The sequence below is a fragment of the Pseudomonas syringae pv. tomato str. DC3000 genome, from assembly GCF_000007805.1.
Taxonomy (GTDB): domain Bacteria; phylum Pseudomonadota; class Gammaproteobacteria; order Pseudomonadales; family Pseudomonadaceae; genus Aquipseudomonas; species Aquipseudomonas avellanae.
Genome location: NC_004578.1, coordinates 3,267,702 through 3,281,455 on the forward strand (window position 1 = coordinate 3,267,702; position 13,754 = coordinate 3,281,455).

General features: G+C 59.5%; 13 protein-coding genes. 4 read left to right on the top strand and 9 right to left on the bottom strand.

Annotated features, from left to right (window positions below; genetic code table 11):
* Positions 1-10 precede the first annotated feature (10 nt).
* Both PSPTO_RS15015 and PSPTO_RS15020 read left to right on the top strand, forming a co-directional pair.
* The gene (locus tag PSPTO_RS15015; RefSeq protein ID WP_005764325.1) at positions 11-1,075 is read left to right on the top strand and encodes an aromatic ring-hydroxylating oxygenase subunit alpha; all 1,065 of its coding nucleotides are present in this window, start codon (positions 11-13) and stop codon (positions 1,073-1,075) included.
* Between the two features lie 69 nt (positions 1,076-1,144).
* On the top strand, positions 1,145-2,095 hold the full coding sequence (locus PSPTO_RS15020; protein ID WP_007243875.1) for a PDR/VanB family oxidoreductase: 951 nt from the start codon (positions 1,145-1,147) through the stop codon (positions 2,093-2,095).
* Here PSPTO_RS15020 and PSPTO_RS15025 read toward each other — a convergent pair whose 3' ends face one another.
* The 4 genes from PSPTO_RS15025 to PSPTO_RS15040 form a co-directional block, all read right to left on the bottom strand.
* Positions 2,096-2,806, bottom strand: coding sequence for a GntR family transcriptional regulator (locus tag PSPTO_RS15025; RefSeq protein WP_003379548.1), 711 nt, complete (start codon positions 2,804-2,806; stop codon positions 2,096-2,098).
* 75 nt (positions 2,807-2,881) lie between these two features.
* Positions 2,882-4,852, bottom strand: a complete 1,971-nt coding sequence (locus PSPTO_RS15030; protein ID WP_011104266.1) for a putative bifunctional diguanylate cyclase/phosphodiesterase — start codon at positions 4,850-4,852, stop codon at positions 2,882-2,884.
* 303 nt (positions 4,853-5,155) lie between these two features.
* Positions 5,156-5,848, bottom strand: coding sequence for a hypothetical protein (locus PSPTO_RS15035; protein WP_005764319.1), 693 nt, complete (start codon positions 5,846-5,848; stop codon positions 5,156-5,158).
* 139 nt (positions 5,849-5,987) lie between these two features.
* Positions 5,988-6,887, bottom strand: coding sequence for a LysR substrate-binding domain-containing protein (locus PSPTO_RS15040; RefSeq protein WP_005764318.1), 900 nt, complete (start codon positions 6,885-6,887; stop codon positions 5,988-5,990).
* 144 nt (positions 6,888-7,031) lie between these two features.
* Here PSPTO_RS15040 and PSPTO_RS15045 point away from each other — a divergent pair, with 144 nt between their 5' ends.
* Positions 7,032-8,375, top strand: a complete 1,344-nt coding sequence (locus PSPTO_RS15045) for an MFS transporter (protein WP_011104267.1) — start codon at positions 7,032-7,034, stop codon at positions 8,373-8,375.
* A 19-nt stretch (positions 8,376-8,394) separates the two neighbouring features.
* Positions 8,395-9,669, top strand: coding sequence for a glucarate dehydratase family protein (locus PSPTO_RS15050; protein WP_011104268.1), 1,275 nt, complete (start codon positions 8,395-8,397; stop codon positions 9,667-9,669).
* 54 nt (positions 9,670-9,723) lie between these two features.
* On the opposite strand, the gene PSPTO_RS15055 is transcribed toward PSPTO_RS15050, so the two are convergent.
* The 5 genes from PSPTO_RS15055 to PSPTO_RS15075 form a co-directional block, all read right to left on the bottom strand.
* Positions 9,724-10,557 (bottom strand): ABC transporter substrate-binding protein, encoded by an 834-nt coding sequence (locus PSPTO_RS15055; RefSeq protein ID WP_003379555.1) that lies wholly within the window; start codon positions 10,555-10,557, stop codon positions 9,724-9,726.
* A 63-nt stretch (positions 10,558-10,620) separates the two neighbouring features.
* The gene (locus PSPTO_RS15060; RefSeq protein ID WP_003379556.1) at positions 10,621-11,349 is read right to left on the bottom strand and encodes an amino acid ABC transporter ATP-binding protein; all 729 of its coding nucleotides are present in this window, start codon (positions 11,347-11,349) and stop codon (positions 10,621-10,623) included.
* A 19-nt stretch (positions 11,350-11,368) separates the two neighbouring features.
* Positions 11,369-12,109 carry an amino acid ABC transporter permease gene (locus PSPTO_RS15065; protein ID WP_011104269.1) on the bottom strand — a complete coding sequence of 247 codons (741 nt, stop codon included), beginning with the start codon at positions 12,107-12,109 and terminating at the stop codon, positions 11,369-11,371.
* 6 nt (positions 12,110-12,115) lie between these two features.
* On the bottom strand, positions 12,116-12,817 hold the full coding sequence (locus tag PSPTO_RS15070) for an amino acid ABC transporter permease (RefSeq protein WP_011104270.1): 702 nt from the start codon (positions 12,815-12,817) through the stop codon (positions 12,116-12,118).
* Between the two features lie 121 nt (positions 12,818-12,938).
* Positions 12,939-13,691 (bottom strand): SDR family oxidoreductase, encoded by a 753-nt coding sequence (locus PSPTO_RS15075; RefSeq protein WP_011104271.1) that lies wholly within the window; start codon positions 13,689-13,691, stop codon positions 12,939-12,941.
* Positions 13,692-13,754: the final 63 nt, after the last annotated feature.

Sequence of the window (13,754 nt, forward strand, 5' to 3'; positions counted from 1 at the left end):
GAGAACCCTCATGCACCCGAAAAACGCATGGTACGTCGCCTGTACAGCGGATGAAGTCGCCGACAAGCCGCTTGGCCGGCAGATCTGTAACGAGAAGATGGTGTTCTATCGCGACCAGAACCAACAGGTCGTCGCCGTCGAGGACTTCTGCCCGCACCGCGGTGCCCCGCTCTCGTTGGGTTACGTCGAAAACGGCCAACTGGTGTGCGGCTACCACGGGCTGGTAATGGGCGGCGATGGCAAGACGGCCTCCATGCCGGGTCAGCGTGTTCGCGGTTTCCCCTGCAACAAGACCTTCGCAGCGATCGAGCGTTATGGTTTTATCTGGGTCTGGCCGGGCGAACGGGAAAAAGCAGACCCGGCGCTGATCCATCACCTGGAGTGGGCGGTCAGCGACGAATGGGCCTACGGCGGTGGCCTGTTTCACATCCAGTGCGACTACCGCCTGATGATCGACAACCTGATGGACCTCACGCACGAAACCTACGTGCACGCGTCGAGCATCGGCCAGAAGGAAATCGACGAAGCGCCGCCAGTCACCACCGTCGAAGGCGAGGAAGTCATTACTGCGCGCCACATGGAAAACATCATGCCGCCGCCGTTCTGGAAGATGGCCCTGCGCGGCAACAACCTGGCCGATGATGTGCCGGTGGATCGCTGGCAGATCTGCCGCTTTACCCCGCCCAGCCATGTATTGATCGAAGTGGGTGTGGCCCACGCCGGCAAAGGCGGCTATCACGCCCCTCATGAATTCAAGGCATCGAGCATCGTGGTCGATTTCATCACCCCGGAAACCGACACATCCATCTGGTACTTCTGGGGCATGGCGCGCAATTTCAAACCGGCTGATGAACAACTGACGGCCACCATTCGCGAAGGCCAGCACAAGATCTTCAGCGAAGACCTGGAAATGCTCGAGCGCCAACAGCTGAACCTGCTTCAGCACCCGCATCGCAACCTGCTCAAACTCAATATCGACGCAGGCGGCGTGCAGTCACGAAAGATTCTCGAGCGCTTGATAGCCGCTGAACAAGCCGACACGGCTGACCAGATCCCTGTGGCGGCGGTTAAATAAACCTCGCCTCGCTGAAACGTTTGAAAACAATCAGAAGTGGCCCTTGTCGAGGTCGCCCGAGGAAACATCATGATCGACGTGACCGTCTTATCGCGTAACGACGAAGCACTGGGTATCTGCAGTTTTGAGTTGGCGCGCCCGGACGGGCAGCCACTGCCGCCCTTCACCGCTGGCGCACACATCGACGTGCACCTGCCTGACGGGCTGATTCGGCAATACTCGCTGTGCAACGCGCCGAACGAGCACCATCGCTACCTGATCGGCGTACTCAATGACCCCGCATCACGTGGCGGATCGCGCGGGTTGCATGAGCAGATAAAGCCCGGCGCACAATTGCGCATCAGCGAACCGCGCAATCTGTTTCCACTGGCGGAAAACAGTCGTCGCACACTGTTGTTTGGCGGCGGCATCGGCATTACGCCGATCCTGTGCATGGCCGAGCAGCTCACGCTGGAAGGTGCGGATTTCGAGCTGCATTACTGCATTCGTTCCGCCGAGCGCGGTGCCTTCATCAAGCGGCTCAGGCAATCACCTTTTGCAGAGCGGGTCACCCTGCACCTGGATGAGCAGCCTGACACCGCACTGGACGCTCCCAGAGTGCTCGCCAATCCAGACGCCCAGACGCACCTGTATGTGTGCGGCCCAGGTGGTTTCATGCAACACATCCTCGACAGCGCGCGGGCTGCCGGCTGGGTCGAGGACAATCTGCATCGTGAGTATTTTTCGGCCGAGCCGGTGGACACCAGCAACGACGGCAGTTTTTCGATAGAAATCGCCAGTACCGGCCAGGTGATCGCCATTGCGGCCAACAAGACTGTCGCTCAGGTGCTGGAAAGCCACGGTATCGATATTCCCCTGTCGTGCGAGCAAGGGGTATGCGGGACATGCCTGACCCGCGTCTTGAAGGGCGTGCCTGACCATCGGGACCTGTTTCTGACCGAAGAAGAGCAAGCGCTCAACGATCAGTTCACACCTTGCTGCTCGCGCTCTAAAACCCCTTTGCTGGTGCTCGATCTCTGATCAGTCCGGGCGCTGAATGACTTTCATGCGCTCGTGCACGCCAGCGCCGAAAATGTCGGCGTAACGCAGGGTCGCATTGGCGTGCTCGCGCATGAGTGCCTCGGCGCGGGCACCCTGCCCGTTGATCAACGCATCCACCACCGCATGGTGCTGCATGTGCGCGAAGTTGAAGCGTCGATACTCTCGAATCAGATTGTGGCGATCCACCGCCAGCGCCGTGACTGACGCAAACGGCAGGTGGTCGTTGCGCGCCAGTGCATCGGCAATTGCCCGATTACCGCTGCCCGCCACGATCACCTGATGCAGACGCATGTTCATGTCGTGATAGACCTCAAGGTCATCTTCGGTGACATAGCCCTTGTCGAACAGAGCATCGCCCTGCACCAGGCAAGCCTCAAGCGCGTCGCGCGCGTCCTGCGTCAACCCGCGCTCGGCCATCTGCCGCGCCGCAAGCCCTTCCAGAACGCCACGCACGTCGACCGCCCCGGCGATCTCCTGCGGGCTGATCGAGCGCACCTGAAAACCGCGCCCGCCGAACGGCACCAGCAGGCCTTCCTGTTCCAGCGTGCGAAACGCCATGCGCACCGGCATGCGTGACACACCGAACAACTCGGCGGTCGGCACTTCCATCAAGCGCTCGCCAGCCGCCAGCTCGCCTGATGCGATCATCTTGCGCAGCGCAACGAGAATGGTTTGACCGGGTTTGCTCATGAACAGGATTCCGTGGGGATCAGATGATGCATCTTACCCCACGTACACGCTGGTGAATGGCCTGTGCGCGCCCCGTCAGATACGGCACGCGGCTGCATAACCGAACGCACGCTCGTGATCCGGCGTTTCAAGCCAGGCCAGCGTCTCGGCAAAACTGATCGGCGGGCTGTAGAAGTAGCCCTGCACCATCGTGCAACCGAGGCTGGTCAGTGCGTTGAGCTCATCCTGGGTCTCGACGCCTTCGATCACACAGCCAAGTGACATATCCAGGCTCAAGGCAACCAGCGATTTGACGATCTTGTAACTGGCCGGGTTGTCATGCACGCCGGTTACAAAGCTGCGGTCAATCTTGAGCTTGGTCAGCGCCAGCGCATGCAACTGGCTCAGGCTTGAAAAACCGGTGCCAAAGTCGTCCAGCGAGATGCCACACCCCAGTTGCCGGAACTGCGCAATGGCCTGCTGTACCTGGGCGATATCCTGCATCACGGCCGTTTCGGTGATTTCCAGATCAAGCCGCGAGGCATCGAACCCACTGTTTTCGATGATTTCGACAATCGTGCTGACGCTCTCCCACGTCGCGCAGTCGTGGGCCGACAGGTTGAACGACAGCCTGATGGGCGCCGGCCACGATAAGGCCATCTGCAGCGCGTGAGTCAGCAAGGGCGCCGTCAGTTTGTTGATCATGCCGATTCGCTCGGCAATCGGAATGAAATGCGCCGGAGACACCGCCCCCAGTTCCGGGCTGTTCCAACGCGCCAGCGCCTCGAAAGCCACCGTTTCGCATGTACAGCTTTCAATGATCGGCTGAAACATCACATGAAACTCGGTCTCAAGATTGGCTCGGCGCAATGCCTGCTCGGTCACACCATCGGTGTGCAACTGCTCACGGTGGCTGGCAGAGAACAGGCAGGTAGTTCCCGGGTTATGATTCTTGCCTTGATACAGCGCGTAATCGGCAAATTCAAACAGCTGAGTCGCGTTATCGGCGCTGGCCGGAAACGTTGCCATGCCCAGCGTCGCGCCGATCTGGATCGGCATGTCGGACAGTTCGAAACTTTCGTGCATCAGGTCGCACAGGTGCTTGCCGAGTGCAAGCAACGCCTCGTTGCTGATGTCACCCTTGATGACCAGCGCGAACTCGTCGCCGCCCAGTCGGGACACATGCACCGTGTTGCTCGCCACACTGTTCAGGCGTTCGGCGACCAGCATCAGCAGACGGTCGCCAGTACGGTGGCCATAAAGGTCATTGACCGGTTTGAACCCGTCCAGATCCAGCACCCCCACTGCCAGCTTGCTACGCAGTGCCAGCGCCTCGCTCATGGCGGCGTCCAGGGTCTGAAAGAACTGCCGACGGTTTGGCAGGCCGGTCAGGCTGTCCTTATTGGCCAGCAACAGATTTTCATTGCTCAGTTGCTCGGTGCGCACCTGAACGTCCACCAGGCTGGTGAAGTCGCGGTACTGGTGATGGAGAATGATCAGCATGCCGATCGACACCAGAACGATGTTCACCGCCGTGGCGATAAAGATGAGGTTGTGCGTCGAGGCGAAGAAAATAACGAACGCCGTGTTGACCACCACCGCCGTGGTCAACGCCGCAGGCCGCAGGTGCATCATGCAGAAGATGCAGACGATCACCGTAATACCCATGAAAAACGCCACATGCGCCTGAGCATAGGGGCCGCCATAGGGGTAAAGCGACAGTGACCACGCAGCAAAACCGGCGGCTATGACGCCGGCCAGGCTGTTGGTGCCGCGCAAGGTCGCCAGAATGGTTGCCGCAGCGGGCGGCGGACGGTTAACCGTGAGCAGCCACTTGCGGGCACGAATGCCGCAAATGACCGTGAGCAACACCGGCACCAGCAGCGTCAGCCACACAGGCGCAGTTTCGCGGTGGGTGAAGGCCAGCGCCCAGGTGTTGACCAGCAACACGAAGTACATCAAAGGCAGTTGTCGGGACAACGCGACGTATTGGGCCTCAAGCAGCCTGGGGTTATCAGCAGGCACAGACATCAGGGTGCGCAAGGCACCCGCTAGTTTTTTCAGCATCGCAAGGCTTCTCTGTTACCACAGTCAAAGCACACGTGGCTTACTGCTCATTCTGCAAGCCCGATATTAATCAGCTCGCTTGTCAGGCTCTCGGCGGATGTGATTAATTCTTTACGGTAAAACCGAGACGTGCATCGGTTTAACTGAAATAAATCGGCAGTATGCTGTTCGAGCGTACGCTCGACCTGCCCTCGGGGCTGGGGTATATCAGCGGCTCTTACACCGTTTTCGTTCAATCACACGTCTTCAATCCACCTGTAGCCAGGAATCACTGATGAGGGTGTGTCTTTCAGCAGTAACCGTTCAGTTCGCCGCCACCTGGGCCCGGTCAGCCTGCATCACCAGTGCCTTGAGCGACGCATCGAACTGTTTCAGGGCGTTCACTTGCAGGTCACGTTGCTGATCGATCTGCGCGGCGATCTCCGGGGCGGCCTTGCCCTGCACCCAGACCGAAGTCATTTCCCTGACCACTTCGCCCTCGGCCTTGCCGATGTATTGCAGGTCAGTGTCATAGAATCGCGCCATGAAACGCGCTTCGACCTGACTGTTACGTTTGCTCACCAGACGGTTGTAGGTGTCGAGCATCACAACCACGTCAGGTCGCGCCCGCATCAGTGCATCCAGATTGTCGTAAACCGTTACCGACGCGAATTCTTTCTTCAATGAACCGATCAGCCAGTCGGTCGCCAGTTTCGGGTCTGAACTGCTGATGAATGCATTGCGAATCCGCGAATCCAGAGCGCCGTTCTGGCCGCTCCTTAGCGCTACCGAGTGGTAGTTGTTCAGGTACTGCAGGTTGCTAACGGTGTTTTCGCTGTACATCACACCCACTGATTGAGTGTGCTGAAGACTGGCTGCGCTATCGGCGACGGGTGCGAAATGGCAGACCTGTTCAGAGGCCGCAGAGACAGACGAGACGACAGCGCTGGCTGGTGTGGTGAAGACCATGCTGGTGCTTAATACGGCAGCAAGCGTCAACAGATTGAACATTCTCATCGCGTCGTCTCCCTTTGGAGCAAGTGGCTATGACGCCATCCTCCTCCTTTGCCGGAAAAACAGAACCTGCCTTGCTTGATGATGACTATCGACTGAACAGATGATAGTTGATGCCAGCCACCTGCAAGGCGTTTCAGACTTATTTTTCATCAGACCTGACGGCGGCGCGGATCGCCTCCAGCAGCATCCTGCAGGCCGGGTTGTCGTTGTCTGCGCGCCAGACCAGATGCAGTTCGCTCTGCACGCCCTCCCCCAGATCAATGTCACGAAACACGACATCCCTGAACACCACATTGGTCGCGCAACGCGGCACCAGCGCCAGCCCCATGCCGGCATTGACCAGAGCCAGGATGGTCAGCGATGACCCAAGCCATTGAACATACTCCGGCGCAACGCGTGCCGAACGAAACATGCCGGTCAGCAGTTCGTTGAACGGCGGATAGGCCGAATGCGAATACATCAGAAACGGCACGCCATCCAGGTCTGCCACGCCGACCGTATCAGCAACTGCCAGAGGATGATTGCCTGGCACCGCCAGCACAAAGGGCTCGCGCACCAGGCATGCACTCTCGTAACCGGGCTGAAACAGCGGCGCTCGTGCGATGCCCAGATCGATGCGCCGCGCCCTGAGCGCCTCATGCTGTTGGTAAGTGTTCATTTCAGTCAGGGAGATCTTCACCTGCGGCTGCTTGAGCCGCGCCTCGGCGATCACCCTGGGCAGAAACTCGTACACCGCGCTGCCGACAAAACTGATAGTCACCGAGCCAATATCACCCTGCGCAAAGCGCCGGGCGGAAAGTGCGGCCTGCTGTGCGCGCTCCAGCAACGTCTGCGCTTCGATGAAAAAGGCTCGCCCGGCGGCGGTCAACGCCACGCTGCGCGTACTGCGCGTGAACAGTGCAACGCCGAGGCTGTGCTCCAGCAACTGAATCTGTCGGCTCAGCGGTGGCTGAGTCATGTTGAGCCGTTCAGCAGCGCGACGAAAATTCAGCTCGGTGGCCACCGTAGTAAAGCAACGCAGTTGCGAAAGCTCGAACATTGATTCACTCCCGGTATCAATCAAGTCACTAACTGGATTGGACGGGAATAATACACCCACTCATGATCGACTCATCCCCAAAAAAACAATGAAATGAATGGGAGTCACCTCTTGAATACCGTCCCTAGTGCTTCGGACCCCACGGTGCTTGCCCGTGCGGCCACCAAGGTGAAACGCCACGTGATGCCACTGTTCGTGGTGATGTTCATCGTCAACTATATCGACCGGGTTAATATCGGCTTTGTGCGCAGCCATCTGGAAACCGATCTGGGCATTGGCGCGGCGGCCTACGGGCTGGGCGCGGGTCTGTTTTTCGTCGGCTATGCGCTGTTTGAAGTGCCTTCCAACATGCTGCTGCAACGCTACGGCGCCCGTGCCTGGCTGACGCGCATCATGTTTACCTGGGGCGCAGCGGCGATGGCCATGGCGTTCGTGAAGGGTGAAACCAGTTTCTACGTGCTGCGTTTTATCCTCGGCGCAGCGGAGGCCGGCTTCTTTCCAGGCATTATTTATTACTTTACCCAGTGGCTGCCGTCGAGTGATCGCGGCAAGGCCATGGCGCTGTTTCTCAGCGGCTCGGCGATTGCTTCGGTGATCTCCGGCCCGGTGTCGGGCGCACTGCTGGGTGTCGAAGGGCTGAATCTGCACGGCTGGCAGTGGATGTTCCTGATCGAGGGCTTCGCTTCGATCGTGCTGTGCGGCGTTGTCTGGTTCTGGCTGCAGTCACACCCGCACGAAGCGACCTGGCTCAGCAATGAAGAAAAAACTGCGCTGACCACCGTCATTGCCGAAGAGCAACGCCAGCGCGAAGCCACGCAAACTGTCCGGCCTACGCTGTTCAGGTTGCTGGCGGACCGGCAGATCATGCTGTTCTGCTTCATCTATTTTTCGATAGCGCTGACCATTTATGGCGCAACCTTCTGGTTGCCGAGCATGATCCGCAAGATGGGCAGCTTCAGCGACTTCGAGGTCGGGCTGTTCAACTCGGTGCCGTGGATCATCTCCATTGTCGCCATGTACGGTTTTGCTGCCCTCGCGGCGCGCTTCAAGCACCAGCAAGCCTGGGTTGCCGTCACGCTGGTGATCGCCTCGGTCGGCATGTTCATGTCAACCAACGGCGGGCCGGTCTTCGCTTTTGTAGCCATCTGTTTCGCCGCGATTGGCTTCAAGGCCGCTTCGGCACTGTTCTGGCCAATCCCGCAGGGTTATCTGGATGCACGCATCGCCGCAGCGGTCATTGCGCTGATCAACTCCATTGGCAACCTCGGCGGCTTCGTCGCGCCCACCACCTTCGGTTTTCTGGAACAGACCACCGGCTCGATTCAGGACGGCCTGTACGGGCTCGCCGCAACCTCGCTGCTGGCGGCCATCGTGATTTTCTTCGCCCGTACCACGCCGCGCGGTGACCAGCGCCGCCCGGCCAAGGCTGAGCCGGTTGCACGGCACACCGCCGCCCCGCTCGGCAGCCCTTCCAGCCTCAAACCCTGACCTCTTGGGAGACCGCCTTTTGAAAATCATCCGTGTGACCGTGACCCCCATCGCCTTTCGCGACCCGCCGCTGCTCAACGCCAGCGGTATCCATGAACCCTTTGCCTTGCGCTCGATCATCGAGATAGAGAGCGACAACGGTTATATCGGCCTCGGCGAAAGTTACGGCGACGCGCCAGCACTGGCGATTCAGCAGCAGGTACAGAACCAGTTGATCGGCATCGACCCGTTCAACCTCAATCAATTGCGCAGCATCGTTCAGGCCACCGTTGCGGCACACAAGCCCGCCAGCCTGGCCGGTGCCGAACTCGCGCCGGGCTCGCATGCCAGCAAGGCGGTGAGCAATGCCTATTCGGCATTCGAGGTGGCGTTTCTGGACCTGCAGGCACGCTCCATGAACCTGCCACTGGTGGACCTGCTGGGTGGTGCGATTCGCGAGCGTATTCCGTTCAGCGCCTACCTGTTCTTCAAGTACGCGCAGCACATCGACACGCCCTACCCACCAGACAACTGGGGCGAGGCGCTGAACGAAGAACAGATCGTCGCCCAGGCCCGACGCATGATCGAGGCCTATGGCTTCAAAAGCATCAAGCTCAAGGCCGGCGCGCTGGACCCTGAACACGAAGTGTCGTGCATCAAGGCCTTGAAAAAGGCATTCCCCGGCTACCCGCTACGCATCGACCCCAACGGCAACTGGTCGCTGGAAACCTCGATTCGCATGGCGCAGCTGCTCGGCGATGACTTGCAGTACTACGAAGACCCTACGCCGGGCCTGGACGGCATGTCCGAACTGCACAAACGCACCGGGCTACCGCTGGCGACCAACATGGTGGTCACCGACTTCGACGAATTTCGCCGCAGCGTGGCCCTGAACAGCGTGCAGATCGTGCTCGCCGACCACCATTACTGGGGCGGCCTGCGCGACACCCAGGCGCTGGCGAAGATGTGCGACACCTTTGGCCTTGGCGTGTCGATGCATTCCAATTCCCACTTGGGCATCAGCCTCATGGCCATGGCGCATGTGGCCGCCTCGGTACCCAATCTGGATTACGCCTGCGACACACATTACCCGTGGCAGGAAGCGGACGAAGAAGTCATCAAGGGCGGCAAACTGCCGATTGTCGACGGCTGCGTCAGCATCACCCGCGCGCCTGGCCTGGGCCTCGAACTGGATTACGACCAGCTCGGCAAGCTCAACGACCAGTACCACAGCTGCGGCATTCGTCAGCGCGATGATGTGAGGCAGATGCAGAAGTACACACCGGACTGGAAGGCCGTCAAACCGCAGTATTAGCGAGGGGCCGGACAGGCACAGAGCCTGTCCGGCGTCGGGGAACCCGCCCTGTGATCAAGGCAGTGGATCGAACTTCAACGCGCTCAGGCTTTGCACCTTGTCTTCACGGGTCATTTTGTATTCGGTATTCGGGCCGATCCAGTGCGCCCAGATCGCGTCGATTTCGCCTGCGGCTTCCATTGCGTAAAGCGACTCGTTGACCTTCGCCAGAAACGCCGGCTCACCCTGACGCATGCCAGCGCCGATAGGCTCCAGTGCCATTGGCTCCTTGGCAATTGCCAATTCCACGCCGCTGGCTTTAGCCTGCCCCACCAGCTTGATGGCGGTCATGGTGTTGGTCACCAGGCCCACCACCTTGTTCTGTTGCAGCGCCATGTACGCAGAGCCGGTGTCCTGGAAAGTCACCGGGGTTGCGTCAGCCAGGCGAATCGACTGCTCGGAGGTAGAGCCCTTGGTCGAACTGATGCGTTTGTCCTTGAAAAACGATTTGGGCTGATCGGCGTTCGCGGCGCGCACCACCAGTGTTTCCTTGGCGATGTAGTACGGGTCGCTGAACTGGATCTGATCGGCGCGGCTCCTGGTGTAGGCCAGGTTGGCGAAGATCACGTCCACCCGACCCATTTTGACTTCTGGAATCCGCGCTTCGACCGACAGCGGCTTGAGCTCCAACTCGACGCCCATGTGCTTGGCCAGCGCCTTGCACAGGTCCACGTCCATGCCCACCAGTTCCCGGGTTTTCGGGTCTGGCGCCGAGAACGGCGGCACATCGGCATAAACGCCACAGCTCAGGCTTTTCTTGCTCATCACATCGCTGAGCTGGTCCGCATGGGCAACCGCAACAGCCAGTGGCGACAACGCCAGTGCAGCCAGCAAAGACTTCATACGCATGGGGAGACTCCTGGAAATGAATTGAGGGATTCACTGAAACATTCGTTAAAAAAGGGCCTGCGCTCAATGGCTGCGCAGGTCGGAAATGAAACGTTGTGCACGCGGGTGTTCAGGCTGCTGAAAGAATGCCTCCGGGCTGGATTTTTCGAGAATCTGCCCCGCATCCATGAACCAGATGGTGTCGGCCACTTCACGGGCGAAATTCATCTCGTGGGTAACGCACATCATGGTCATGCCCTCCTTGGCCAGGCCTTTCATAACGCTGAGCACTTCGCCGACCATTTCCGGGTCAAGGGCGCTGGTGGGTTCGTCAAACAGCATCACCGGCGGCTCCATCGCCAGCGCACGGGCAATCGCCACGCGCTGCTGCTGGCCGCCGGACAACTGCGCCGGATAGGCACCGGCCTTGTGGGCCAGCCCGACCCGGTCGAGCAGTTCCATGGCTCTGGCGCGCGCCTCACTGCTTTTGAGGCCGCGCACTTTGGTCGGGGTCAGGATGATGTTGTCGAGCACCGACAAATGCGGAAACAGATTGAAGCTCTGGAACACAAAACCGACGCGACTGCGCAAACGGTTGACGTTTGCATCGGTGCCATTCACGTCGTGGCCGTCGAACAGAATCTGGCCCTGTTGCACGTCTTCAAGACGGTTGACCGTACGGATCAGTGTCGATTTACCCGAGCCGGATGGCCCGCACAGCACCACCACTTCGCCACGCTGCACCTCGGCGGTGATATCGGTCAGGGCCTGGTATTCGCCATACCATTTGTTGATCCTGGAAAACATGATCATTGGATGCATGGGGCAACCCTCACTTATCGGTAGTCAAAGGCCGCGCAACGGCTACAGGCGACACAGTGCCCTCGCGCTTGCGGGCAATTCGCTGTTCCACGACGGCGGCGAGCCGGGTCAGGCCGTAGCACAGCACGTAGTAGGTGATCGCCAGAATGAAGAACACCTGAAACGGCTTGGTCAGCAGTTGGTTGTTGATCTGATTGGCGGCGAAGGTCACTTCCTGAACGTTGATCACATAACCCAGCGAGGTTTCCTTGATGATCGAAATGAACTGGCTGATCAGGCTGGGCAACGCGTTATAAAGCGCCTGCGGCAAAATCACCCAGACTGTGGTGCGCAGATAGCCCATGCCCAGCGCGCGGGATGCTTCGTATTGACCGGCCGGCAGCGCCTGAATGGCCCCGCTAATGATTTCGCACAGGTACGCGCTCTGATAAACCACCAGCGTGCAGAGCATGGTGGTAAAGCCGGTAATGTTATGGCCGATCAGCAACGGGACCAGAAAGTAGGTCCAGAAAATCACCATCAACAGCGGAATGCCGCGCATCACGTAAACCCAGACCGTCGCCGGGTAACGCAGCCAGCGCCACGGCGAAACCCGCGCCAGAGACAGCAGCAAGCCCAGAGGGAACGCCAGCAACAACGCCAGCGCAGCCAGAATCAGCGTTGAAACCAGCCCGCCCATCGGCCCATGAGGGTACTGACCGACCAGCAGCAGGGTCCAGTTATCGCGGACAATCGTGAACACATCTAACATCGCCGACTACCTCGCCATGGCTTTGCTGAAGTGCCGGGCCAGCAACGCACCCAGGCCCATCAACATCAGAGAAATGGCCAGATAGACCACGGTTGCGACCAGATACGCCTCGAAGGTACGGAAGGTGTAGTTCTCGACCTCACGGGTGGCATAGGTCAGCTCGACCACACCGATGGCCATGACCAGGCTGGTGTTCTTGAACAGCAGAACGGTGTGGTTGATCAACGACGGCAGGCAGTTGCGCACGCCCTGCGGCAAGATCACGTAGCGCATCGAACGTACATAGCCCAGGCCCAGCGCCCGGGACGCTTCGACCTGCCCGGCCGGAATGGCGCGCAGCCCGCTGCGGATGTCTTCACTGAAGTAGGCGGCTTGGCAAAGCCCCAGAGCGATCACCGAAAACAGGTACTCAGTGCTGTAACCGGACAGCCAGATCTGCGTGCTCTCGGACAGCAATGTCGGGATACCGAAATACCAGAGCATCAGTTGCACCAGCGTCGGCACGTTGCGGTGGTAGGACACATAACCCGCGACCAGACGCTCGGCGTACATGTTGCCAGTCAGGCGAATCGACACCAGCAACAGGGCCACCGCCATGGCCATGCACCAGGCGACAAAAGCCAGTTGCACGGTGGTTTCTATGCCCTTGACGATCAGCTCGGCGTACTCGCCCTGCAGGATCGCCGAAAGATCGAAGTCATTCGTCATGGTTGTTCCCATCGACATGCAGTCAGGGCAGAAGCAAGGCACCGGTTGCGCCGGCGCAGGTGTTGCCTGGCGGCTGGTGCCGCTCTCGTGATAGATGCTGCTCTTGCGGTTGGCCGCTGTTTCAGCCTTCATAGTCCTGCGGGCGTGCAGTGGACAGCCCACCGGGCACCTGCAAAGTCGGAGTGATTTCCATGTGCCCGATATTCACCGCGATGGGCGCGGCAATCACGTAGGCGATGGCGTCGGCAATGTCCTTGGCCACAGGCAGCTCATAACCCTCGATAAAACGCTTGCGCACTTCTTCGGAGTCGCCATGCACATGGGCAAAAATGTCTGTCGCAACACGGCCCGGGCAGATTTCAGTCACCCGCACCCGCTTGCCGAAGGCATCGATACGCAACTGGCGAGAGAGCATGCTCACTGCCGCCTTGGTGGCGTGGTAGGTCGAATTGCCGCCGAAGTTGTAGGCGGCGGCAATCGAGCTGATGTTGATGATGTGCCCACAGTCACGCTCGACCATGCCGGGCAGCGACAACCGGGCGATCTGCAACACGGCGCGCAGGTTCACATCGATCAGCAGATCAATACCCTCGGCATCCGCCTTGAGCAGCGAGCCGGGCCGGTCAACCCCGGCATTATTGACCACCACATCAAACCGCTGAGCCTCGAACAAGACCGTCAGGCCAGCCAGATCAGTCACATCAATAGCGTGCGCGATGCAACCGGTACGCTGCGCCAGCGTCGCCAGTTTGTCGGCACTGCGTGCCAGCGCATGAACCTGCAGGCCTTCGGCACACAGCCGTTCGACCACAGCTTCGCCAATGCCGGAGGAAGCGCCGGTGACCAGCGCGGTTTTGTAATCGGAAAAAGGCATGTCGGGGTTTCCTTTAGAATCTTCGATCAGTCGCGTCGCTATCAGCGGATGCGGATCGCCTTG